Origin of the sequence: Tistrella sp., assembly GCF_002684955.1 — a bacterium.
GTDB lineage: Bacteria > Pseudomonadota > Alphaproteobacteria > Tistrellales > Tistrellaceae > Tistrella > Tistrella mobilis.
Genome location: NZ_NYWI01000067.1, coordinates 15,127 through 36,605, shown reverse-complemented (window position 1 = coordinate 36,605; position 21,479 = coordinate 15,127). Strand labels below are relative to the sequence as shown.

22 protein-coding genes are annotated in these 21,479 nt (G+C 69.8%); 9 read left to right on the top strand and 13 right to left on the bottom strand.

Annotated features, from left to right (window positions below; translation table 11 throughout):
• Positions 1-3 precede the first annotated feature (3 nt).
• Together CMO28_RS20465 and CMO28_RS20460 are read right to left on the bottom strand one after the other, a co-directional pair.
• Positions 4-1,578 (bottom strand): MFS transporter, encoded by a 1,575-nt coding sequence (locus tag CMO28_RS20465; RefSeq protein WP_296716321.1) that lies wholly within the window; start codon positions 1,576-1,578, stop codon positions 4-6.
• 1 nt (position 1,579) lies between these two features.
• Positions 1,580-2,047 (bottom strand): MarR family winged helix-turn-helix transcriptional regulator, encoded by a 468-nt coding sequence (locus tag CMO28_RS20460; protein WP_296716319.1) that lies wholly within the window; start codon positions 2,045-2,047, stop codon positions 1,580-1,582.
• A gap of 217 nt (positions 2,048-2,264) precedes the next feature.
• On the opposite strand from CMO28_RS20460, the gene CMO28_RS20455 reads away from it, so the two are divergent.
• A complete protein-coding gene (locus CMO28_RS20455; RefSeq protein ID WP_296716317.1) occupies positions 2,265-2,909 on the top strand; it encodes a YceI family protein in 645 nt (214 codons plus the stop codon).
• Between the two features lie 36 nt (positions 2,910-2,945).
• Positions 2,946-3,125 (top strand): hypothetical protein, encoded by a 180-nt coding sequence (locus tag CMO28_RS20450; protein ID WP_062763955.1) that lies wholly within the window; start codon positions 2,946-2,948, stop codon positions 3,123-3,125.
• A gap of 76 nt (positions 3,126-3,201) precedes the next feature.
• On the opposite strand, the gene tyrS is transcribed toward CMO28_RS20450, so the two are convergent.
• On the bottom strand, positions 3,202-4,458 hold the full coding sequence (gene tyrS / locus CMO28_RS20445) for a tyrosine--tRNA ligase (RefSeq protein WP_296716312.1): 1,257 nt from the start codon (positions 4,456-4,458) through the stop codon (positions 3,202-3,204).
• 202 nt (positions 4,459-4,660) lie between these two features.
• Here tyrS and CMO28_RS20440 point away from each other — a divergent pair, with 202 nt between their 5' ends.
• Positions 4,661-6,790 (top strand): anhydro-N-acetylmuramic acid kinase, encoded by a 2,130-nt coding sequence (locus CMO28_RS20440; protein WP_296716311.1) that lies wholly within the window; start codon positions 4,661-4,663, stop codon positions 6,788-6,790.
• On the opposite strand, the gene CMO28_RS20435 is transcribed toward CMO28_RS20440, so the two are convergent.
• Entirely contained in the window at positions 6,773-7,408 is a 636-nt protein-coding gene (locus tag CMO28_RS20435) for a class I SAM-dependent methyltransferase (RefSeq protein WP_372021163.1), read from the bottom strand. The two genes, CMO28_RS20440 and CMO28_RS20435, sit on opposite strands and share 18 nt — an antisense overlap.
• 148 nt (positions 7,409-7,556) lie before the next feature.
• A complete protein-coding gene (locus tag CMO28_RS20430) occupies positions 7,557-8,057 on the bottom strand; it encodes a MerR family transcriptional regulator (RefSeq protein WP_296716306.1) in 501 nt (166 codons plus the stop codon).
• Positions 8,058-8,195: 138 nt separating this feature from the next.
• On the opposite strand from CMO28_RS20430, the gene CMO28_RS20425 reads away from it, so the two are divergent.
• Positions 8,196-10,397 (top strand): heavy metal translocating P-type ATPase, encoded by a 2,202-nt coding sequence (locus tag CMO28_RS20425; RefSeq protein WP_296716305.1) that lies wholly within the window; start codon positions 8,196-8,198, stop codon positions 10,395-10,397.
• A 73-nt stretch (positions 10,398-10,470) separates the two neighbouring features.
• On the opposite strand, the gene CMO28_RS20420 is transcribed toward CMO28_RS20425, so the two are convergent.
• The gene (locus tag CMO28_RS20420; protein WP_296716302.1) at positions 10,471-10,671 is read right to left on the bottom strand and encodes a DUF5397 domain-containing protein; all 201 of its coding nucleotides are present in this window, start codon (positions 10,669-10,671) and stop codon (positions 10,471-10,473) included.
• A 48-nt stretch (positions 10,672-10,719) separates the two neighbouring features.
• On the bottom strand, positions 10,720-11,358 hold the full coding sequence (locus CMO28_RS20415) for an alpha/beta hydrolase (protein WP_062763282.1): 639 nt from the start codon (positions 11,356-11,358) through the stop codon (positions 10,720-10,722).
• A 167-nt stretch (positions 11,359-11,525) separates the two neighbouring features.
• On the opposite strand from CMO28_RS20415, the gene cysE reads away from it, so the two are divergent.
• The 5 genes from cysE to CMO28_RS20390 all read left to right on the top strand — a co-directional run bounded on the left by cysE (position 11,526) and on the right by CMO28_RS20390 (position 15,706).
• The gene (gene cysE, locus CMO28_RS20410; protein WP_228382373.1) at positions 11,526-12,296 is read left to right on the top strand and encodes a serine O-acetyltransferase; all 771 of its coding nucleotides are present in this window, start codon (positions 11,526-11,528) and stop codon (positions 12,294-12,296) included.
• 49 nt (positions 12,297-12,345) lie between these two features.
• Positions 12,346-12,867 (top strand): RrF2 family transcriptional regulator, encoded by a 522-nt coding sequence (locus tag CMO28_RS20405; RefSeq protein WP_296716298.1) that lies wholly within the window; start codon positions 12,346-12,348, stop codon positions 12,865-12,867.
• The gene (locus tag CMO28_RS20400) at positions 12,864-14,015 is read left to right on the top strand and encodes a cysteine desulfurase family protein (protein ID WP_296716296.1); all 1,152 of its coding nucleotides are present in this window, start codon (positions 12,864-12,866) and stop codon (positions 14,013-14,015) included. Before CMO28_RS20405 ends, CMO28_RS20400 begins: the two co-directional genes overlap by 4 nt.
• A 118-nt stretch (positions 14,016-14,133) precedes the next feature.
• The gene (locus tag CMO28_RS20395; RefSeq protein ID WP_296716293.1) at positions 14,134-15,336 is read left to right on the top strand and encodes a cysteine desulfurase family protein; all 1,203 of its coding nucleotides are present in this window, start codon (positions 14,134-14,136) and stop codon (positions 15,334-15,336) included.
• 67 nt (positions 15,337-15,403) lie between these two features.
• Positions 15,404-15,706, top strand: coding sequence for a helix-turn-helix domain-containing protein (locus CMO28_RS20390; RefSeq protein ID WP_296716292.1), 303 nt, complete (start codon positions 15,404-15,406; stop codon positions 15,704-15,706).
• A gap of 123 nt (positions 15,707-15,829) precedes the next feature.
• Here CMO28_RS20390 and maiA read toward each other — a convergent pair whose 3' ends face one another.
• From maiA to CMO28_RS20360, 6 genes are all read right to left on the bottom strand, one after another.
• Positions 15,830-16,504, bottom strand: a complete 675-nt coding sequence (gene maiA, locus CMO28_RS20385) for a maleylacetoacetate isomerase (protein ID WP_296716290.1) — start codon at positions 16,502-16,504, stop codon at positions 15,830-15,832.
• Positions 16,505-16,517: 13 nt separating this feature from the next.
• A complete protein-coding gene (locus tag CMO28_RS20380) occupies positions 16,518-17,822 on the bottom strand; it encodes a TRAP transporter large permease (protein ID WP_296716288.1) in 1,305 nt (434 codons plus the stop codon).
• Between the two features lie 6 nt (positions 17,823-17,828).
• The gene (locus tag CMO28_RS20375; protein WP_014748260.1) at positions 17,829-18,395 is read right to left on the bottom strand and encodes a TRAP transporter small permease; all 567 of its coding nucleotides are present in this window, start codon (positions 18,393-18,395) and stop codon (positions 17,829-17,831) included.
• Complete coding sequence (locus tag CMO28_RS20370) at positions 18,392-19,435, bottom strand: TRAP transporter substrate-binding protein (protein WP_062765668.1); 1,044 nt, start codon at positions 19,433-19,435, stop codon at positions 18,392-18,394. Before CMO28_RS20370 ends, CMO28_RS20375 begins: the two co-directional genes overlap by 4 nt.
• 78 nt (positions 19,436-19,513) lie before the next feature.
• Positions 19,514-20,230, bottom strand: a complete 717-nt coding sequence (locus CMO28_RS20365) for a fumarylacetoacetate hydrolase family protein (protein ID WP_296716284.1) — start codon at positions 20,228-20,230, stop codon at positions 19,514-19,516.
• The gene (locus CMO28_RS20360) at positions 20,227-21,291 is read right to left on the bottom strand and encodes a cupin domain-containing protein (protein ID WP_296716283.1); all 1,065 of its coding nucleotides are present in this window, start codon (positions 21,289-21,291) and stop codon (positions 20,227-20,229) included. Before CMO28_RS20360 ends, CMO28_RS20365 begins: the two co-directional genes overlap by 4 nt.
• Positions 21,292-21,479: the final 188 nt, after the last annotated feature.

Sequence of the window (21,479 nt, the reverse complement as noted above, 5' to 3'; positions counted from 1 at the left end):
ACATCAGGAAGCGATCGCATCCGCCGTCCGGTGGACCCGGGCGACGAGCAGATGGAGGACAAGGCCGGCAAGCGCCAGGGCTGCCAGGGCCGAAATGGCGAGGAAGGCGTCGTTATAGGCGAGCACCGTCGCCTCGCGCGTCGCCTGTTTTGCGAGCAGGGCGATGCCCTCGGCATTGGTCAGCGCCGGATCGGTCAGCACATGACCATAGGCGCCGCCCAGCTGCTTCACGCGCGCCGCGACCAGCGGATCGGTCAGCACCACATCCTCGACCAGCCGGGCCGAATGAAACTTCTCGCGCAGCGTGACGAAGCTGCCGAACAGGGCCGAGCCCATCAGCCCGCCCAGGCTCTGGGTGAACAGGAAGACGGCGATGAAGCTGGTGATGAAGGTGGGCCCCTGTTTCAGGGTGTGCATCAGCCCGGTCAGCATGGCCGGCGGCAGGAACAGCATGCCGCCGAAGGCGATCAGGGCCTGGCTCAGATACATCTGGCCCGGGCGGGTCAGGCTGGTCGCATGACCGTCCATGAAGGCGCCCGCCATGATGCAGAGCAGGGCCACCGCGTGAAAGGCGGCGTCACGCCCCGGCTTCAGCAGCATCCCGCAGGTTATCCCGCCCGCGATCGAGGCCAGCAGGATCACGACCTGCAGGGACCGGCTCTGATCGTTGAGCAGGCCCAGCGTCTGGAACAGGCCGAAGGCGCCCGAGGTCTGTTCCGACAGCACCAGCCGGAAAACCAGCAGGATGGCCGCCACATGCAGGATCTCGGGGCTGGTCAGCCAGCGGATGTTGAGCAACGGCGTTTCGCGATGGATCTCGATCGCGGCGGCCAGGGTGATGCAGAGGGCGGAGAGGGCGAGGCAGATCCCGATCCACGGCGCCTCCAGCCACCAGACATAGCGGCCCATCACCATCACCACCGCCAGCAGGCCGAAGCCGGTCGCGACCAGCGGGTAGCTGACGGCATCCAGCGGGTGGAGCATCTTCGTATGCGGGATCGGCGTCAGCGGCAGCCGGTGCACGGCGGCCATGGCGATCAGGGCGACCCCCGCCTCCATCAGATAAAGCCCGTGCCAGAGGCCGAGATCGAGCAAAGCGGGTGAGATGATCCGGGCGAGCGGCGCGCTGAGCGTGGTGCAGGTGAGCGCGAGGCTGAGCCCCCAGGACAGCTTCTTCGATTGCGGGAAGGCTTCCAGCATATAAAGGAAGCCGAGCGTCGACATGGGCGAGGCGGCGACCCCGGCCAGGAAGCGCACCACCAGGGCCGCATGCAGATCCTGGACGAAGAGATGCAGGCACGACACCGCGACGAAGAGCGCGATGCCGATTTCGGTGAAGCGCCTGAGGCCGAACTGGTTGCGCACCTTGGTCAGCAGCATGGTCAGGCTGACATTGGGCGCCATATAGGCCGCCACCAGCCACATCGTCTCGTTGGTGGTGGCGCCGAGCGCGCCCGAGATCTGGCTGGTGTTGGCGGCAATCAGGTTCATGCCCAGGCCCTGCGCCGACCAGAGCAGGGCCGAGGTCGCGATGCAGGCGATCATCCGCCGGATGGGGATGCCGGGCTCCTCGGTCACCTCAATCCGCCTCCCCGTCATCGGCGGCGGGACCGCTCTCCAGATTGGCGATCATCCGGCGCAGCACGTTCAGGGTGACGGTCAGATCGGCCTCGGCGATGCCGCGCGCCATGGTGCCGCGCATCACCTCGGCCAGATCCTCGATCTCATCGACCTGGTCTTCGGCCTCCACGGTCAGATCGATCCGCTTCACCCGCCGGTCGGTCTCGGCGGGCGTCCGCCGGATCAGCCCCTGTTTCTCCAGCCCGTCGAGCAGGCGGACCACGGTCGGGTTCTCGATTTCCAGCAGCCCGGCCAGTTCGGTCTGGCTGATCCCCGGATGGCGGGCCAGCAGCATCAGCGCCCGCGCCCGGGCCAGCGTCAGTCCGCGGGTGCGGACCAGCGCATCGAAACCGGTGCGCATCTTGCGGCTGGCGGTGGCCAGCTCGTTGGTGACGTCGGAGCGCAGGGTGGCGGGACGGGATTTCATAGGGACCACATATATAGGGTGCTAATGATTGTCTGGCGACATTTATGCCGGATCGGCCTTGAGGGCAAGCCCCCTCCTTGCGCGGCCGCCCTGCGATCGGGGCAGGGCTGTGCGGGGTGTCACGCGGCTGCGCACACGCAATGGTCACGACGGATGTGAAAGACTGCGGGGCAGATATGCCGTCCACCGGTTTCGAAAGGATGATCGGATGCCGCCGATGATGAAGACCGTTCTCTCCGCCGCGATCCTCAGCACCGGCCTGGGCCTCAGCGCCGGCCTGGGCCTCGGCGCCGTTGCCGTCCCGGCCATGGCGCAGCAGGTGCCGGGTGCGGCCGATCCGTCACGGGTGGCCGCGGGCCGCTACACGGCCGATCCCGCCCATACCCAGATCACCTTCACGGTCGACCATTTCGGCTTCAACGCCTATCGCGGCATCGCCGGCGGCGCCAGCGGCACGCTTCAGATCGATCCGGCCGACCCGTCGAAAGCCAGCGTCGCGATGGAGGTTCCGGTCGACGGCCTGGTCACCACCAGCGCGGAGCTGGACGAGCATCTGCGGAGCCCCGATTTCTTCGACATGGCATCCCACCCCACCATCACCTTCCGCTCCACCGCGGTCGAGGTGGACGGCCTGACGGCGAAGATCACCGGCGACCTCACCATCCGCGGCGTCACCAGGCCGGTGGTGCTCGACGCCCGCTTCACCGGCGCCGGCATCAACCCCATGAACCAGGCCGCCACCATCGGCTTCGAGGCCGAGACCACCATCCGCCGCAGCGATTTCGGCATGACCTATATCGTGCCGATGGTCTCGGACGAGGTGATGCTGGAGATCGGTGCGGCGTTTGAGGCGGCGTCGTAAACTCGACGCGACGCACCAGCCGGGGAGGCCATCAGGATGACGGAAGATGACGCGACCCGCAGTTCCCTGCCGGTCGATGACCAGGACGAAGAGGTGCGGGTGACTGCAGCGCGCCGACGCCTGCTCGACCGCCTGTCCCGACAGGACGTCGTGAATGCCGGCAGGTGGACGCGCGACGAGCTATATGAACGCGGAGAACGGACTCCGTCGACATGATGGCGCGCGCATAGGAAAACGGGCGACCCCAACCGGTGCCGCCCGCATGTCGTCCCGACCGCTTGCCCGGTGCGGCTCAGCCGATCTTCACCAGCGCGTGGCGCTTGCGTCCGGCCGACAGTTTGATCTGGCCATCGGCCAGCCAGGCTGTGGTGATCGGCTGCTGTTCGTCCTCGATCTTCTCGCCGTTCAGGCGGGCGCCGCCGCCCTGGATGGTGCGGCGGGCTTCCTTGCGGCTGGGGGCGAGGCCGGCGCGGGCGAAGAGTTCGAAGGCCGGGATGCCGGCATCCAGTTCGGCGGCGGGGATCACGATCACCGGCAGATCCTCGCCGGCGGCACCTTCCTCAAAGGTGCGGCGGGCGGTTTCGGCGGCGGAGAGCGCCGCCTCTTCGCCATGCGCCATCTTCGTCGCCTCGTAGGCCAGGATCTTCTTGGCCTCGTTGATCTCGGCGCCGCCCAGCGCTTCCAGCCGGGCGATTTCGTCCAGCGGCAGTTCGGTGAACAGCTTCAGGAAGCGGCCGACATCGGCATCGGCGGTGTTGCGCCAGAACTGCCAGTAGTCATAGGCCGACAGCATCTCGGCGTTCAGCCACACCGCACCGCCCGCGGTCTTGCCCATCTTCTGGCCCGAGGCGAGGGTGATCAGCGGCGAGGTCAGGCCGAACAGGCCGCGCTCGTCCACCCGTCGGCCCAGCTCCACGCCGTTGATGATGTTGCCCCACTGGTCCGAGCCGCCCATCTGCAGCAGGCAGTTCTGCCGGCGCGACAGTTCCAGGAAGTCGTAGGCCTGGAGGATCATGTAGTTGAATTCCAGGAACGACATCGGCTGCTCGCGCTCCAGCCGGAGCTTGACCGACTCGAAGGTCAGCATGCGGTTGACCGAGAAGTGCCGGCCATAGTCGCGCAGGAATGAGATGTAGCCCAGCCCGTCCAGCCAGTCGGCATTGTTGACCATCACCGCATCGGTGGCGCCGTCGCCGAACTGCACGAACTTGTCGAAGACCTGCCGGATGCCGGTCATGTTCTCGGCGATGGCGGCATCGTCGAGCATCTTGCGGGCCTCGTCGCGGCCGGTCGGATCACCGATCCGGGTGGTGCCGCCGCCCAGCAGCACGATCGGCTTGTGGCCGGTCTTCTGCAGCCAGCGCAGCATCATGATCTGCACCAGGCTGCCGACATGCAGGCTTTTGGCCGTGCAGTCGAAGCCGATATAGCCGGCGACCGTGCCCTGGTTCAAGCGCTCGTCCAGCCCCTCCAGGTCGGTTGCCTGGTGGAGATAGCCGCGCTCGACCATTACGCGCACGAAGTCGGACACGTAGCGGCGATCGGTCATCGGCAGGGTTCCTCTTGCACGAAAGCGGCCGGCCGTGGATGGTTCAGGGGGCCGACCGGGTTTGGATACGCGGGCGGATGTAGCACGAAACCGCCCGCACCGCCAGATGACGGGCCGCCAGATGACGGGCCGCCAGATGACCGGCCGCGGGATGACGATCCGTCGTCAGGCAGATCAACGCAGTCTCGGAGGGACGTGACCGATGCGCATCATCGTGACCGGGGCGACCGGCTTCATCGGCCGGGCGCTGGTCGGGCAGCTGAAGGCGGCGGGCACGATCCTGATCGACGGCACCGCCCGGCCGATCGAGCGGCTGGACGAGGTCGCCCGCGGCGGCCCGCTTGCCGTCGATCTGACCCGCGCCGATGCCGTGCGGGCGCTGATCGGTGCGGGGGCCGATCTGATCTTCCATCTGGCCGCCGGCAACACGCCCTCGGGCGAGGCCGATCCCGAGGCCGCGGCCGCGCTCAATCTCGATGCCGTGCGTCATCTGATCGGGGCGATCACCGCAAGCGGGCGGCAGACGCGGCTGGTCTTCGCCTCGACCATTTCGGTCCATGGCGGGCGGACGGCGCGGGCGACAGCCGGCGACGACGATGCGCCGCGCCCGGCCACCACCTATGGCGCGACCAAGGCCGCGGCCGAGCTGCTGCTCGCCGATGCCGGCCGCCGCGGCGTGGTCGATCCGCGCATCGCCCGCATCGCCAGCATCATCGACCGGCCGGCCGCTGTCGGCGGCACCAGCGCGGTCGCCCGCCTGGCCCGGGTGCTGTCGGCAGCACCTGCCGGAGAGGCGGTGGTTCTGCCGCTGCCGGCGGGGCTGAAGCTTGCGGTTTCCGATGTCGCCTCCACCGTGGACGGGCTGATCCGGCTGGCCGGTCTGCCGGCGGCGGCGCTGGGCGGCGACCCGCTGGTGGCCCTGCCTGCGCGCACCATACGGGCGGGGGATCTTGTCGGCGCCGTTGCCCGCGTCGCGGGGCCAGAGGCGGCGGGACTGATCACCATCGCCCCCGAGGCGGCGCCCACGGCCGCCGTCACCGGCTGGCCGGCGGCACAGGACTGGTCGCGCGCCCGCGCGCTGGGCTTCCCCGCTCCGCCATCGCTGGTCGCCATCGCAGCCCGCATGGCCGGCCGGCCGGTGCCGGCCGATCCCGACCCCACCGTCATTGCCGCCTCTGCCGATGACGGCGCGCCGCGCCGCCGGCCGGTCTGGGCGGGGGGGCTGATGAGCGGCACCTCGCTCGACGGCATTGATGCCGCCCTGGTCGAAACCGACGGGGTCGACATCACCGGCTTCGGGCCGACCCTGTTCCGGCCCTATCCGGCGGATCTGCGCGAGGCGCTGTCCCGGCTGCTGGGCGGCCGCGCGCCGCTCGTCGATGCCGCCCGGGCCGAGGCGGCGTTGACCCGCGCCCAGGCCGACGCCGTGACCGCGCTGCTGGAAACGGTGCCTGAGATCGCCCCCCATGTCCGGCTGATCGGCTTTCATGGCCAGACCGTGCTGCATCTGCCGGACGAGGGCATCACCGTGCAACTGGCCGATGGCGCAAGGCTCGCCGCCCTGACCGGCATCGACACGGTCTCCGATTTCCGCCGCGCCGACATGGCCCGGGGCGGGGAGGGCGCGCCGCTGGTGCCGGTGGTCCATCGGGCGATGATGGCCTGGGCGGGGGTGGCGCCGCCGGTTGCGGTGCTGAACATCGGCGGCGTCGCCAATCTCACCTTCATCGGTGCCGATGGCGGGCTGCTCGCCTTCGATTGCGGGCCGGGCGGGGCGCTGATCGACGATCTGATGCGTCGCCGCACCGGCCAGGCCTTCGATCAGGATGGTGGCACGGCTGCGGGCGGTCATGCCGACGAGGCGATCCTGGGCCGGCTGCTCGCCGATCCCTTCTTCGACCGGCCGCCGCCCAAATCGCTCGATCGCGACCGCTTCGCCGCGGCACTCGACCTGGTGGCGGATCTGCCGCTGGCCGATGCGGCCGCAACGCTGACGCAGTTCACCGCCCGTGCGGTCGCCCGCGGCCTCAGCCTGGCGGTCGCCGCCGGTGCCGAACCGCCGGAACGGGTGCTGCTGGCGGGTGGCGGCCGCCACAACCGCACCTTGCGCGCCGCCATCGCCGCGCGGTCCAACCTGCCGGTCGCGCCGGTGGACGAGGTCGGTCTCGACGGCGATGCGCTTGAAGCCCAGGCCTTCGCGGTGCTGGCGGTTCGGGCGGCCGACGGGCTCGCCCTCTCCTACGCCTCGACCACCGCCACCGACGGTGCGGTCACCGGCGGGGCGCTGCACCGGGCGCAGGTGGTGGGTCAGGTATCAGGCCGCAACCGCTGATTTCAGCGCCGGCCGCCGGGTGATCCGATAGACCGAGGCCGGCGGCAGATTGCGGCGGGTGGAGCCGATCTTGACCGCCTTCAGCCCCAGCCGGTCCAGAATCCGGCGCGAGATCGGGCAGCGCGGCCCATAGGTGAACTGGTAGAAGGCGCCGCCCGGTTTCAGATAGCCGAAGGCGCCGGTCAGGATCGCCATCACCTTGCGGGCGGGCATCGACAGCACCGGCAGGCCGCTGATCACCGCGCCGGCCGGGGCGCCGTCATACAGCCGGCACTGCTTCAGCTTCGCCGCATCGGCCTGCACGATGCGCGCTTCGGGGAAGCGGCGGGTCAGCATGCCGGCAAATTCGGCGCCGAATTCGATCAGGGTCAGGTCGCGTTCGGCCACGCCGCGCGCCAGCAGGGCCCGGGTGAACACGCCGGTGCCGGGGCCGAGTTCCAGGACCGGGCCGGTTGCAGGCGTCACTTCAGACGTGATCAGCCGTGCCAGCCCTTCGCCCGAGGGCATCACCGAGGCGACCCGGAGCGGATCGCCCATCCAGGCGCGAAAGAAGGCGACAAAATCGCTGCCCCGGCCACGTGCGGTCCGGCGATGCTCCGCACAGCCCGCCCGCTTCATCGAAAACGTCACCATGCCCGCCCGTCCCGTCTGCCTGACTGCCCGTCCGCCTGACTGCCCGTCCGTCACACTGCATCAGGCCTGTTCACGCGACCCGACGCTTTTGGATATCACACTCCCACGCCTCTGACGCGGGCTTCCTGATGCCTCACGAAGTTTTCACGGCAGCGGCCATGTCGGCCGGCTCCGCCCCGGCCTCCGCTTCTTCGTGATGAACCACGCAATGCCCGTGACTGTGATCGGCCAGCACCTCGATCACCCGGCAATCGGCGATCGTGCCGGTGCGGGCATGATCGCAAAGCATGCGTTCGAGTTCGATCTTCAGCGCCTTCAGCCGGCGGATGCGCGCTTCCACCGCCGCCAGCTGGTCGCGGGCGATATGGTCGGCGGTCGCACAAGGGGCGGCCGGGTCGTCCGAAAGCGAGAGCAGTTCGCGGATCGCATCCAGCGGGAAGCCCAGTTCGCGGGCATGGCGGATGAAGGCCAGCCGGTCGCGATGGCTCTTGCCATAGACCCGCTGATTGCCGGCGGTGCGCGCCGGTTCCGGCAGCAGGCCGATCTGTTCGTAATAGCGGATGGTCTGGACCTTGGCGCCGGTCTCGCGCGCCAGGGATCCGATGGAAAGGGCCGCGGCCCTGCCGCCGGTCATGCCGGGTCTCCCCTCGGGAATGCTGTTCGACATGTGGGGTGCGACCGGCTCGCAAAAAAGGGCTTGAAGCTACAGTCGCTGTAGGTCTCAGGATCGGGGGCATCCAAGGACGTTCCCCCCGAACTGCGAGGCCCTGCGATGCGACGTGCCAGCCCTCACGACCCCGAAGCCGCCATCGAAGGCGGTGCCGCCCCCGTGCTCCGCCTGTCGGTCGGCGGCATGGACTGCGCCTCCTGTGCGCTCAAGATCGAGCGGGCGGTCGGCCGGGTCGCACCGCAGTCGGATGTCAGCGTCAACGTGACCGGCGGCACGGTGCGGGTGGAGACGCCCGCCGGCGCCACGCCCCCGGACCGGCCGGCGGTGGAGGCGGCGATCACGGCGCTCGGCTACACCATCGGTGGTCCACAGGCGGCGGGCTGCGGCCATGATCACGGTCACGATCATGGTGACGATACCGGCCAGGGGCACGCCCATGGCGCCGCGATCGACGGCCCCTGGTGGCAGACCCCCAAGGCGCGGCTGGTCGGCATCGCCGGGCTGATGCTGGCCGTGGCGATGGTGCTGGAGGTGACCTGGCCGGTGGCCGATCCCTGGCCCTTCGTGATCGCGGCGCTGATCGGGCTGGCACCGGTTGCGCGCCAGGCGTTTCGTGCGGCGCGCGGCGGATCCGTTCTGACCATCGAGATGCTGATGACCATCGCGGCGCTCGGCGCGCTGGCGATCGGGGCTGCCGGCGAAGCCGCGACGGTGGTCTTCCTGTTCGCGGTGGGCGAGCTGCTGGAAGGCGTTGCCGCCGCCCGGGCGCGCAAGGGCATCAAGGCGCTGGCCGATCTGGTGCCGCGCACGGCCCGGCGGGTTGCTGCCGACGGCAGCGTGCGCGAGGTGCCCGCGGCCGATCTTGCCGTCGGCGATCATGTTCTGGTCCGCCCGGGCGACCGGGTGCCGGCCGACGGTGCGGTCATCAAGGGGGCGGCGCTGATCGATGAAAGCCCGGTCAACGGCGAATCGGTCCCGCGCGAGAAGCTGACCGGCGACGACGTCTTCGCCGGCACCGTCGTCCAGGATCGTGCAATCACCATCCGGGTGACGACCGCCGCCGCCGACAACACCATCGCCCGGGTGGTGCGGCTGGTGGAAGAGGCGCAGGAGGCCAAGGCCCCGGTCGCCCGCTTCATCGACCGCTTCGCCCGGATCTACATGCCGATCGCGGTGGGGCTGGCGCTCGCCACCGCCGTGCTGCCGCCGCTGCTGGCCGGGGCCGACTGGTCGGTGTGGATTTATCGCGGCCTCGCTTTGCTGCTGATCGCCTGCCCCTGCGCGCTGGTGATCTCGCCCCCGGCGGCGATCGCGTCGGGGCTTGCAGCCGGCGCCCGCCGGGGGCTGCTGATCAAGGGCGGTGCGGTGCTGGAAAAGCTGGCCGCCATCCGCACCGTCGCCTTCGACAAGACCGGCACCCTGACCGAGGGCCGGCCGCGGGTGGTGACGGTCGAAGGTTTCGGCACGCTGGCGGCCGATGATGTCGTCCGCCTGGCGGCGGCGCTGGAGACCGGCGCCGCCCACCCCATCGCCCGGGCGATCCTGGACGAGGCCGGCACCCGCGGCCTGACCCTGCCGCCGGCGCGCGATGTTCGTGCGATCCCGGGGGAGGGGTTGAGCGGGGTGGTCGAGGGACGCAGCCTTCTGCTCGGCAATGGCCGCGGACAGAATGAGGCGGACCTGGCCGCGGCGATCGCGCGCGCGGGGGAGGCCGGCCACAGCATCGCGGTGTTGGCCGAGGCCGGCCGGCCGCTGGGCCTGATCGCGATGGAGGATGCCCCGCGCGGCGATGCGCTGGACGGGCTGGCGGCGCTGAAGCGCCGCGGCATCGGTGCGGTGATGCTGACCGGCGACACCCCGGCCACCGCATCGGCCATGGCCGCCCGTCTCGGCATCGAGGGCCATGGCGGGCTGATGCCCGAAGACAAGGCCCGGATCGTGCAGGATCTGACCCGCACCGGCCGCGGCCCGGTCGCCAAACTCGGCGACGGCATCAACGACGCCCCGGCGCTGGCGGCGGCCTCGGTCGGCATCGCCATGGGCGGCGGCACCGATGTGGCGCTGGAAACCGCCGATGCGGCCCTGCTCGACGACCGCGTCACCGGCGTGCCGGCGCTGATCGACTTGTCGCGCCGGACCATGGGCGTGATCCGTCAGAACGTCGCGATCGCGATCGGCCTGAAGCTGGTCTTCCTGGTCACCACCATCGCGGGACTGACCGGCATGTGGCCGGCGATCCTGGCCGATACCGGCGCCACCGTGCTGGTCACCGCCAATGCGCTGCGCCTGTTGAGGCGCAGCTGAGGGGGCATGTCAGGCCTTAAGCGGGAAAAGATCCGTAACGACCTGCATGTGCCCTTCGGTCGTTCTTTTCGCCCTACCGCCCCTCGGGATCATCAGACAGGTGCGTCAGGCGGTATTCGGCTGTTTCGCCGGTCTCGACCATCGTGATCTCGACCATCCAATCGCCGTCATCCAGCTGACGAAGGGCGTGTCCCACTTCGTATTTTGGTCCGAAATGCCCGAAGCTCTTGATCTTGCCGACCGGAATAAAGGGGGGAGCGTCGGTTGCACGCATGATGGTCTTCCCTTTCATACCTGCCACATGACGCCCCCGGCTGACCGTTCAAAGCCCCGCGCGGGTCAGATAATCGTCGCTGAGCGCCGCCACCGTCTCCAGCTGCTGGCCGAAGAAATGGTCGGCGCCGGGCACCACCTTGTGCTCGATGGTGATGCCCTTCTGGCTGTTGAGCTTCGCCGCCAGCTTGGTCACCGAATCGGGCGAGACGATGTCGTCGCGGTCGCCATGGATGATCAGGCCCGAAGACGGGCAGGGGGCGAGGAAGGTGAAATCATACATGTTCGCCGGCGGCGCGACCGAGATGAAGCCGTCGATCTCGGGCCGGCGCATCAGCAGCTGCATGGCGATCCAGGCCCCGAACGAGAAGCCGGCGATCCAGCAGCCGGTGGCGTTCGGGTTGTAGTTCTGCATCCAGTCGAGGGCCGATGCCGCATCCGACAGTTCGCCCTGGCCGTTGTCGAAACTGCCCTGGGACCGGCCGACGCCGCGGAAGTTGAAGCGGAGCACCGAAAAGCCGCGGGCCTTGAACGTCTGGAACAAGGTGTAGGCCACCTTGTTGTTCATCGTGCCGCCATGCTGCGGATGCGGATGCAGGATCAGCGCGATCGGCGCGTTTTTCGCCGTCCCGTGGTGATACCGGCCTTCAAGGCGTCCTTCGGGTCCGTTGATGATCACTTCGGGCATTGCTGCTCCCAGTATTGTCGTTGCCGACGTCTAAGCGCCCGGGCGGGGGCCGGTGATGACGGACAATCTTGACTGTTTCGGTCGGATATCCGTAGAGTCCGTCGAAACGACGTCGGGTCGCGCGCAGCGGTCGGGGCGCCATAACGGAGTCCGTCGCCGGACGCAGGGTGGCGGATGATATCACACGGTGCGAGGCCATGTTCAAGAGCCTGAAACGCGAGATCGACGTGGTGTTCGATCGTGACCCCGCGGTGCGCAGCCGGCTGGAGGTGATTCTCTGCTATCCCGGCTTCCACGCGATCATGATCTACCGGGTCGCGAACTGGCTGTGGCGGCGGAATTTCAAGCTGCTCGGGCGCTGGGTGTCGCATCTGGGGCGCTTCCTGACGGCCATCGAAATTCATCCCGGCGCCACCATCGGCCATGGCTTCTTCATCGACCACGGCATGGGCGTGGTGATCGGCGAAACCACCGAGATCGCCGACAACGTCACCCTCTATCAGGGCGTGACGCTGGGCGGCACCAGCTGGGAGAAGGGCAAGCGCCATCCCACCGTGCTGGAAGGCACCATCGTGGGGGCGGGTGCCAAGGTTCTGGGGCCGATCACGGTCGGCGCCGATGCCCGCATCGGCTCCAACGCCGTGGTGGTCAAGGACGTTCCCCCGGGCGCCACCGTGGTCGGCATCCCGGGCCGGATCGTCAAGGCCCGCGGCGGGCTGGACGAAGAGATGCGCCGTTTCGACGCCTATGCGATCGGCACTCCCGACCTGCCGGACCCGATGTCGCGGATCGTCGACGGGCTGTTGAGCGAGGTGCAGCGCCTGTCGGCGCGGGTGAGCGAGCTGGAGGCCGGGCTCGACCCCGACGCCCATGCCCGGGCGGTCACCGATGCCGAAGCCCGCATCCATCGCCTGCCCGGCGCCGCAGACCGGCGCTGACCTTTCCGGATCTGCGCCCACCCGCCCCACAAACGCCAGGCTGCGCCCCATGCCCGACAGCTTCGACAGTGCCGCGATCGAAACCGCCGACCCCGACTGTTCCGGGACCGCCGATCTGCCCCGGCGCGCCCGCCCGGCCGCGCGGGAGGCGGCGGGCGGCTCGGGCGTGGTCCGGGTGGGGGCGCGCGCGCATTACGCCGTGGTGGCCATGGTCGAACTGGCCCGGCGGCGCTGCGCCACGCCGACCTGTATTTCCGACATCGCGACCTGTGCCGACATCCCGCCCGCCTATCTGGAGCAGCTGTTCCGCAAGCTGCGCCGGCGCGGCCTGGTGCGCAGCGCCCGGGGGGCCGCCGGCGGCTACTGCCTGACCCGCGCGCCCGAGGCGATCAGCGTCGCCGATGTGGTGGCCGCGGTCGAAGGCGGCGATGGCCGGCTGCGTGGGGTGGAAGGCCGTTTCGGCTGCGGCGTGGTCGCCCTCTGGCAGGCGGTCGATGCCGGGGTCCGCGACAGGCTCGCCCGGGTCAGCATCGCCGATCTGGCCGCGGCGCATCGGGATGATCACCCATGACCGGTGCCGTGCGTCATTTCCTGGATCACAATGCCGGTGCGCCGTTGCTGCCGGCGGCGCGGGCGCGGATGATCGAGGTGCTGGATCTGGCCGGCAACCCGTCCTCGGTTCATGCCGAAGGCCGCGCCGCGCGGGCGGTGGTGGAACAGGCCCGGGCCGAGATCGCCGCACTCTGCGGCACCCGGCCCGACCGGGTGCTGTTCACCTCGGGCGGCAGCGAATCCAATGCCTGGATGCTGCATCAGGCCAGGGGGCATCAGGCGGGGATGGGCCCGCTTGCGGTGTCGGCCGTGGAGCATGACAGCGTGCTGGCGGCGGCGCCCCATGCCCCGCGCATTCCGGTCGACGATCAGGGCGTCGTCCACCCGCATGCGGTCGCGGCCGTGCTGGATCGGCTGCCGGATGGCGGCGCCGGGGCGCTGGTCGCGGTGATGGCGGTCAACAACGAGACCGGGGTCATCCAGCCGGTGGCGGAGATCGCGGCGCTGGTCCATGCCCGGGGCGGGCGCGTCGCCTGCGATGCGGTGCAGGCCGCCGGACGGCTCGACCTCGGAACCTTGTGCGGTGCCGTCGATTTCCTGTCACTCTCCGCCCATAAGATCGGCGGCCCCAAGGGTGTGGGCGTACTGGTCGCGGGGCCGGAGATCGAACCTGCGGCGCTGATCCCCGGCGGGCAGGAATACCGCCGTCGCGGCGGTACCGAGAACCTGGCCGGCATTGCCGGTTTCGGGGCGGCGGCCGCGGTGCTGTGCGCCACGGATCGGGCGGCCGAAGCGCTGCGTCTGGCGGCGCTGCGCGACCGGATCCAGGCGGCACTTGCCGATGCGGCGCCGGATGTCCTGTTCCCGGGGCGCGATGCCGCCTTCGGCCGGGTCGCCAACACCCTGTCGGTGGTGCTGCCGGGCATCGCCGCCGAAACCCAGGTGATGCGGATGGATCTGGCCGGGATCGCGGTCTCGGCCGGCTCCGCCTGCTCCTCGGGCAAGGTGGCGGCAAGCCCGGTGCTGGCCGCGATGGGGCTGGGGGATCTGGCCGGCCAGGCGATCAGGGTCAGCCTGGGGGCCGGCAGCACGGCCGATGATGCCGAGGCCTTCATTGCCGCCTGGTGCCGCATGGCGGCCCGGCGGAACCGGGTGGCCGCCGAATGAGATCTGCGGCGCGCGCGTCATCTGGCGGGTGCCGGCTGCGACGGAACGACAACCGGGGGCCCGATCGGGCCGGTGACGGAGACGTGATGCGATGACCGCTATGGAGGCTCCCGGCCGCATGAGCGACGATACCGACTGTCCGGCGGCGCCGATCTATCTGGACAACCAGGCGACCACGCCCATGGACCCGCGGGTGCTTGAGGCGATGATGCCCTATCTCACCACCCAGTTCGGCAATCCGCATTCCGCCACCCATCGCTGGGGCTGGGATGCCGATGCCGCGGTGGTCAAGGCGCGGCGCCAGGTCGCGACCCTGATCGGCGCCGATCAGGGCGAGATCGTCTTCACCTCGGGCGCCACCGAATCGAACAACCTCGCGATCAAGGGCGTGGCGCTGGCGGCGGTGGCGGCCGGCGATCCGCGCCGCCATCTGGTGGTGAGCGCGATCGAGCATCGCTGCGTGCTGGCGGCGGCCGAGCGCATGGCAGCAGCCCATGGCTTCGAGGTGACGGTGGTGCCGCCCGGCCCCGACGGCATCGTGCGGGCCGATGCGGTCGCGGCGGTGCTGCGCGACGACACGCTGCTGGTCTCGGTGATGGCGGTGAACAACGAGATCGGCACCGTCCAGCCGGTCGCCGACATCGCCGCCCGCGCCCATGAGCGGGGCGCCCTGGTCCATACCGACGCCGCCCAGGCGGCAGGGCGCATCCCGCTCGACCTGCGCCGTGCCCCCGTCGACATGCTCAGCCTGTCGGGCCACAAGATCTACGGCCCCAAGGGCGTGGGCGCATTGTTCGTGCGCCGGGGGATCGAGGACCGCATCCAGCCGCTGTTCGATGGCGGCCGTCAGGAACGCGGCCTGCGGGCCGGCACCCTGCCGACCCCCCTGGTCGTCGGCCTGGGAGAGGCGGCCCGTCTGGCGCGTCAGGAAGGGCCGGAAGAAACGCAGCGCATCGGCCGGCTGCATCTGCGCCTGCTGGCGGGGTTGACCGCCGCCGGGCTCACGCCCGAAATCAACGGCGCCGCCTTCACCGGAAGCGAAGCCCCCGGCCATATGCCGCGCGTGCCGCACAACCTTAATCTCTCGATCCCCGGCACCGAGGCCGACCGGATCATCCGGGCGCTGCCCGACATCGCCATGTCGGCCGGTTCGGCCTGTTCCTCGGCGGCGGTGGAGCCGTCCTACGTGCTCCGGGCGCTGAAACTCGCCGAGGCGCGGGTGACGGCGGCCCTGCGCCTGGGCCTCGGCCGCTTCACCACCGAGGCCGAGGTCGACCGCGCCGTGGCCATGCTGGCGAAGGTCGCCGGCGCCCGGAGTTGAGGTCGCGGGAGAGTCTGATCTGTTTTAGTATATGTCGCGCAGGTCGATATATACGAAAGCAGATCAGATGTACGAGATTCCCGACATTGCCCAGGAGCTGAAGGCCGCACGGCAGGGCAAGGGCCTTACGCAGCGGGCCCTTGGTTCGCTGACCGGCCTGCCCCAGAGTCACATCTCGAAGATCGAGACCGGCACCGTCGATCTGCAGCTCTCCAGCCTGATCGAACTGGCCCGGGTGCTCGATCTGGAACCCGTGCTCGTGCCGCGCAAGGCATTGCCGGCGGTTCTTGCCGTCATCGCATCCCTGACATCCGGCCAGGCGGAACCTCGCCCCGTCTATCAGCTCGATGAGGACGAGGACGATGTCTGATCTGGCGGTCCTCCAGGCCGTCGCGAAACGAAAAACGAGCGGATGGCCTTACCAGCCTGATCTTCGTCCGCCCGTTTTTCAGGTCTGAGACGCCCCCACCCTGGCCCTCAGCGACCCTGGCCCTCAGCCCTCGGCGTCCGGCTGGCGATCGGGGGCGGCGTCTGCGAAGGCGGGCAGGGCGTTGCAGGCCGCTTCCACCGCCAGCAGCCGCGGATAGGCCTCCATCGGGCAGGCGAAGCGGCGGGCATTGTAGAGCTGGGGCACCAGGCAGATTTCGGCGAGGCCCGGCCGGTCGCCGAACAGGAAACGGCCGTGTCCGCCGGCATCCTGCGCCAGGGCTTCCGCGGCACTCAGGCCCTCGGCGATCCAGTGGCGGTACCAGGTGTCGACGGTCGCCTGGTCGTGGCCGAGCGGGGTCTTGAGATAGCCCAGGATCCGCAGATTGTTCACCGGGTGGATGTCGCAGGCGATGGTCTGGGCGAAGGCGCGGGCCTTGGCGCGCGTCCAGGCATCTGCCGGCAGCAGCGCCGGATCGGGCATGGTCTCGTCCAGCCATTCGATGATCGCGAGCGACTGGGTGAGCACGCCCCGGGGCGTTTCCAGCGCCGGCACCAGCCCTGCGGGCGCGAGCGCCTTGTAGGCCGCGCTCTTCTGTTCGCCCTTGCGCAGATGCACGAAGCGCTGCGCTGGCGCAAAGCCCTTCAGGTTGAAGGCGATCCGGCAGCGATAGGCGGCGGAGGAGCGGAAATAGCCGTGGAAGACGGTATCGGTTCCGCCGGTATCGGGTTCGATGGTCATGGGGGCGGGGTCCTCAGAAGCCGAGCAGATGGGGCAGGAACAGCACGACCTGGGGCAGGGCGATCAGCGTGACCACCCGCACCACATCGGCGCCGATGAAGGGCAGCACGCCGCGGATCACCACACCCAGATCGAGCCGGGCATCGATGCCCTTCAGCACGAACAGGTTCATGCCGATCGGCGGCGTGATCAGGCCGAGTTCGACCACCGTCACCAGCAGGATGCCGAACCAGATCGGATCGATGCCGCTGGCCTGGATCAGCGGGAAGACCGCGGGCACCGTCAGCAGCACCATCGACATGCTGTCCATGAAGCAGCCGAGCACCAGATAGAAGGCGACCAGCAGCAGGATGACTTCCAGCTGGCCGAGGCCGGCGGCCGCGATCGCGCCCACCAGCGCCTGGGGCAGGCCCGAGGTCTCGACGAAATAGTTGAACAGCGCCGCGCCGATCAGGATCAGGAAGATCATGCCCGAGGTGAGCGCGGTTTCCACCATCGCGCCGCGCAGCTCGCCGCCCTTCAGCCCGCCGCGCACCCAGGCGAGCAGGGCGGCACCGCCGGCACCGATCGCGGCCGCTTCGGTGGGGGAGAACAGGCCGGCATAGATGCCGCCGATCACCAGGCCGAACAGCACCACGATATCGGCGATGGCGAGCAGGCGCAGGCCCCCGCCGCGCTTTTGCGCGGCGTCCTGCGGGCGCTCGCCGCGCCGCGGCAGCCGGCGGGCGGAGATCCGGGCGGCGATCATGTAATAGAGGGTGGCGATCAGCCCGGGGATCAGGGCGGCGGCGAACAATGCGCCGATCGACTGTTCGGTGATCAGCGCATAGAGCACGATGATCACCGAGGGCGGGATCAGCACGCCCAGCGTGCCGCCGGCCGCAACCGCGCCCGCCGCCAGATCGTCTGGATAGCCGTGGCGGCGCATTTCGGGCAGCGCCACCTTGCCGATGGTCGCACAGGTGGCGAGGCTGGAGCCGCAGATCGCACCGAAGCCGGCGCTGGCGCCGATCGTCGCCATGGCGAGGCCGCCGCGGAAGCGGCCGACCAGAAGATCCGCCACGTCGTAAAGCGCCCGCGACAGCCCGGCCCGGCCGGCGAACACGCCCATCATCACGAAAAGCGGCACGACCGACAGGCCATAGGGCGAGACCGCGTCATAGGGCAGCGTGCCCGACAGATAGAGAATGCCGTCGAGCCCGCCCAGAGCCGCACCGCCGGCCAGGCCGACCACGGCCATCGCCACGGCCACGGGCACGCGCAGGATGCCCAGCACGAGCACGGCCACGAAGCCGAGCACGCCGATCGTCAGATCCATGGGAACTCAGCCCTCGTTGACGGAGACGGAGGCGCCGGCAGGGGCGGGCGCGGGGCGTGACCAGAGGCCGAGGGCCTCGGCCATGTTCATCAGGCAGGCAAGCACGCCGAGCGCGCCGCCGGCCACGACCAGGCCGCGATGGATCCAGAGCGGCAGGCCCAGATCCTGCGAAATCGAACCATAGTCGAGCGCCAGCTCCAGCTCGCCCCAGCCGCGCCAGGCGATCACGAACATGACCGCCAGCCCGGCGATGCCGGCCAGCAGATCCAGCGCACGCAGGGCCGCGGGCGGCAGCCGGTCGTCCAGAAGTTCGACCGCGACATGGGCGCCGCGACGGAAGCCGAAGGGCAGGGAGAGAAAGGCGCAGGTAACCACCGCCAGCTGGGTGAGGTCGACGGTGCCGGTCACCTGAAAGCCGAGAACCTGGCGGCCGAGAACATCGGCCACCGTGGCGACGATCCCGATGCCGAGGCAGGCGACGCCGAACAGCGCCGCCGCCTCGATCAGGCCGTCGATCAGCCGGACGGCACCGCCGCGTGCGGGCCGGGGCGATGCCGAAGGGCTTTTGGTCATTCCGCGGCCTCGTAGCGGGCGGTGAGGTCGCGGGCCTGGTCGTAGAGCGCGCGGGCATCGGCGACGCCGTTGTTCTGCAGCCGCTCGATATAGGCGTTGATCATCGGCGTCAGCTCTTCGCGCCAGCGGTTGCGGGTGGCCTCGTCGATCTCGATGATCTCGTGGCCGCGCGCGACCGCGTCCTCGCGGCCGGCCTTGTCCCACTTCGCCCACCAGTCGCCGAACTTCGCGACCAGCGCATCGCCGGTGGTCTCGTCGATCGCCTGCTTCACGTCGGCGGGCAGGCTCTCATACTTGCGCTTGTTCATCAGCACGTAGAAGGCCGCGGTATAGACCCGGCCGTCGGTGTGGTACTTGACCACCTCGTTCAGCCGGGTGGCGCCGACCAGGTCCCAGGTGGTGACCAGCCCGTCCAGCGTGCCCTTCTGCAGGTTCTCGTAAATCTCGCTCGGCGGCAGGCCCACCGCGCTCGCGCCCAGCGACTGCAGCATCACCGACACCGCCTCGCTCGGCGTGCGCAGGCGCAGACCCTTCAGATCCGAGAGTTCATGGACGGGGACAGAGGTGGTGTGGAACAGGCCGCCATTGTGCACGAACAGCGCCAGAACCTTGTAATCCTTGTAGTCGTCGGCCAGCGCGCCGGATTTGTACATCTCCCACATCGCCCTGGTGCCGGCACCGGCCTCGCTGACGACGAAGGGCAGTTCGAAGACCGAGCTGCGCTCGAACCGGCCGCGCGGAATGCCCCGCAGACCCAGCGCGATGTCGATCACCCCGGCGCGGACCTGGTCGGCCTGGCGGGCGGCATTGCCGAAGCTGCTGGTGCCGGGATAGATCTCGGCCTTCACCTTGCCGTTGGTGCGCCGCTCCAGCTCTTCCGCCCAGGGGCCCAGGAAATCGGCCTGGAAGCCGTGGCTGGCCGGCAGATAGTGGCTGATCTTCAGCGTCACCGTTTCCTGCGCCGCGGCCGGCGCCACACCGCCGCCCAGACCGGCGAGGGTGAGGGCGGCCCCGAAGGCCGCCGCGATGAAACCGCGCATGGTCGTCTCCTCCCCAATGTCATGGAGGGGCGGCCGGTCATTCCCCGCCGGCCGCACCCGTCTTTCTTCCGGCGCCCGTCAGCCGGCCGCCGCCACCGTCACGTCCAGCGCCGGCAGGCCGTCGATCTCGGCATGCATCACCGCACCCGGCACCACCGCCCCCACGCCTGCGGGCGTGCCGGTGAAGATCAGGTCGCCGGGCTGAAGGGTCCAGCTCTCCGACAGGATCGACACGATCTCGGGCACGCTCCAGATCAGGTCGGCAAGGTCCGCCTCCTGGCGCACGGCGCCGTCCACCGTCAGCACGATCCGGCCCCGATCGGGGTGGCCGATGCGGGCCGCCGGCACCAGCGCCGCCATCGGGCAGCTCTGCTCGACATTCTTGCCCTCGTCCCAGGGCCGGCCCAGATCGCGGGCGGCCAGCTGCAGGTCGCGGCGGGTCATGTCCAGGCCGACCGCATAGCCGAACACATGATCCAGCGCCCGGTCCTGCGGGATGTTGGCGCCGCCTTCGGCAATCGCCACCACCAGTTCGACCTCGTGGTGATAATTGGCGGTGCGCGGCGGATAGGTGATGGTGCCGCTGCCGGGCACCACGCTTTCGGCCCATTTGGTGAAGAAGAAGGGCGGCTCGCGATCCGGGTCGCGGCCCATCTCGCGGGCATGGGCGGCATAGTTGCGGCCGACGCAGAACACCCGGCGCACCGCGAAGCCGCCGCCGCCCTCGACGGGCACGACGACGGTGGGGGCGGTGCCGCCGGCGGTGATCTCCGGGCTGGTGGCAGCGGTGGTCATGCACGTTCCTCGCGATAGAGGCCGAGCGCGCTCTGCGCCGCCCGGTCCGACAGGCTGAACAGAACCAGGTCCTCGCCGGCTTCGGCGGTGATCGACAGATCGGACCAGGAGGGTATCACGGCCACGTCGCGCGGGCCGATGGCAAGCGCCACGCGGCTGCCGTCGGCGCGGCTCATTTCCAGCGTGCCGCGACCTTCGACACCGACCACGATCGCGCTTTCGGTGCGGCGCACGGGCCGGGTGGCGGTCCCGGCCGGCACCAGCTGTGCGAAGGCCGACAGCGTCGGCAGCACCGGGCCGCCGGTGGCCGGGTCGGTGAATTCCAGCCGCACGCCGTCATGGGGCTCCACGCCGCCTGCGGCACGTGCGGCATCCAGCGCCGGGCGCCAGCTGGCGAAGGGATAATGCAGCAGGCCATGGGCGGCGGCGGCAGTGCCGGCCGCCGGCCGCAACCCCGCGGCATGCATGGCGGGCGACACGTCCGGCCGGCGGGCGGGGGCCTCGTTGTCGCCGATCCGCTCGGCGAAACCGCCCTGGAACAGGCTGATCATCGGGATGTCGAGCCCGTCCAGCCACACCCCCGGCTGCCTGCCGTCATGGCCATGGGCATGCCAGCGCCAGCGCGGCGTCAGCACCAGATCGAAGGGGGCCATGTCGACCCGCGCCCCTTCGACCGTGGTATAGGCGCCGTCGCTTTCGATCACGAAGCGCAGCGCCGACTGGGTGTGGCGGTGTTCGGGCGCCCGTTCCCCGGGCAGGATCAGCTGCAGGCCGGCATAGATCGACGCCGTGGCGCGGTGCTCGCCGCGATGGCCGGGATTTTCCAGCACCAGCACCCGGCGCTCGGCCTTTTCGGCCGAAATCAGCCGGCCGCTTTCCAGCAGCACCTCGCGCGCGGTCGCATAGGGCCAGAGATGGGGCACGGCCTTCGGGCGCGGATGTTCGGGCACCAGATCGGCCAGCACCGTCCAGAGCGGCGCCATGTCCAGCCGGTCGAGTTCGGCGGCGTAGCTTTCAGGGAGGCCTGAAGAGGTCGGGCCTGAAGCGGTGGGAGCGGTCATCGAAATTCCTCCATGGGCACATGCCGGGAGGACGGCGGCGTTTCCCACGCGACCCGCTGATGACCCGGCCTCTGCTTTGCGACCGTTGGGCCGGGGCGACACTGAAGATCGCCGGCCGTCGGTGCGACATGTTGTCACCCGTCTTCGGGCTCTGTATTCTCTATTAGCAAAACGATTGCTCAGAAGCA

What these genes read in the sequence shown, in the direction of transcription:
- CMO28_RS20460 (WP_296716319.1), bottom strand. Translation starts at nt 2,047, where the DNA reads ATGAAATCCCGTCCCGCCACCCTGCGCTCCGACGTCACCAACGAGCTG.
- CMO28_RS20455 (WP_296716317.1), top strand. Translation starts at nt 2,265, where the DNA reads ATGATGAAGACCGTTCTCTCCGCCGCGATCCTCAGCACCGGCCTGGGC.
- CMO28_RS20450 (WP_062763955.1), top strand. Translation starts at nt 2,946, where the DNA reads ATGACGGAAGATGACGCGACCCGCAGTTCCCTGCCGGTCGATGACCAG.
- tyrS (WP_296716312.1), bottom strand. Translation starts at nt 4,458, where the DNA reads ATGACCGATCGCCGCTACGTGTCCGACTTCGTGCGCGTAATGGTCGAG.
- CMO28_RS20440 (WP_296716311.1), top strand. Translation starts at nt 4,661, where the DNA reads ATGCGCATCATCGTGACCGGGGCGACCGGCTTCATCGGCCGGGCGCTG.
- CMO28_RS20435 (WP_372021163.1), bottom strand. Translation starts at nt 7,408, where the DNA reads ATGAAGCGGGCGGGCTGTGCGGAGCATCGCCGGACCGCACGTGGCCGG.
- CMO28_RS20430 (WP_296716306.1), bottom strand. Translation starts at nt 8,057, where the DNA reads ATGACCGGCGGCAGGGCCGCGGCCCTTTCCATCGGATCCCTGGCGCGC.
- CMO28_RS20425 (WP_296716305.1), top strand. Translation starts at nt 8,196, where the DNA reads ATGCGACGTGCCAGCCCTCACGACCCCGAAGCCGCCATCGAAGGCGGT.
- CMO28_RS20420 (WP_296716302.1), bottom strand. Translation starts at nt 10,671, where the DNA reads ATGCGTGCAACCGACGCTCCCCCCTTTATTCCGGTCGGCAAGATCAAG.
- CMO28_RS20415 (WP_062763282.1), bottom strand. Translation starts at nt 11,358, where the DNA reads ATGCCCGAAGTGATCATCAACGGACCCGAAGGACGCCTTGAAGGCCGG.
- CMO28_RS20405 (WP_296716298.1), top strand. Translation starts at nt 12,346, where the DNA reads ATGCCCGACAGCTTCGACAGTGCCGCGATCGAAACCGCCGACCCCGAC.
- CMO28_RS20400 (WP_296716296.1), top strand. Translation starts at nt 12,864, where the DNA reads ATGACCGGTGCCGTGCGTCATTTCCTGGATCACAATGCCGGTGCGCCG.
- CMO28_RS20395 (WP_296716293.1), top strand. Translation starts at nt 14,134, where the DNA reads ATGAGCGACGATACCGACTGTCCGGCGGCGCCGATCTATCTGGACAAC.
- CMO28_RS20390 (WP_296716292.1), top strand. Translation starts at nt 15,404, where the DNA reads ATGTACGAGATTCCCGACATTGCCCAGGAGCTGAAGGCCGCACGGCAG.
- maiA (WP_296716290.1), bottom strand. Translation starts at nt 16,504, where the DNA reads ATGACCATCGAACCCGATACCGGCGGAACCGATACCGTCTTCCACGGC.
- CMO28_RS20380 (WP_296716288.1), bottom strand. Translation starts at nt 17,822, where the DNA reads ATGGATCTGACGATCGGCGTGCTCGGCTTCGTGGCCGTGCTCGTGCTG.
- CMO28_RS20375 (WP_014748260.1), bottom strand. Translation starts at nt 18,395, where the DNA reads ATGACCAAAAGCCCTTCGGCATCGCCCCGGCCCGCACGCGGCGGTGCC.
- CMO28_RS20370 (WP_062765668.1), bottom strand. Translation starts at nt 19,435, where the DNA reads ATGCGCGGTTTCATCGCGGCGGCCTTCGGGGCCGCCCTCACCCTCGCC.
- CMO28_RS20365 (WP_296716284.1), bottom strand. Translation starts at nt 20,230, where the DNA reads ATGACCACCGCTGCCACCAGCCCGGAGATCACCGCCGGCGGCACCGCC.
- CMO28_RS20360 (WP_296716283.1), bottom strand. Translation starts at nt 21,291, where the DNA reads ATGACCGCTCCCACCGCTTCAGGCCCGACCTCTTCAGGCCTCCCTGAA.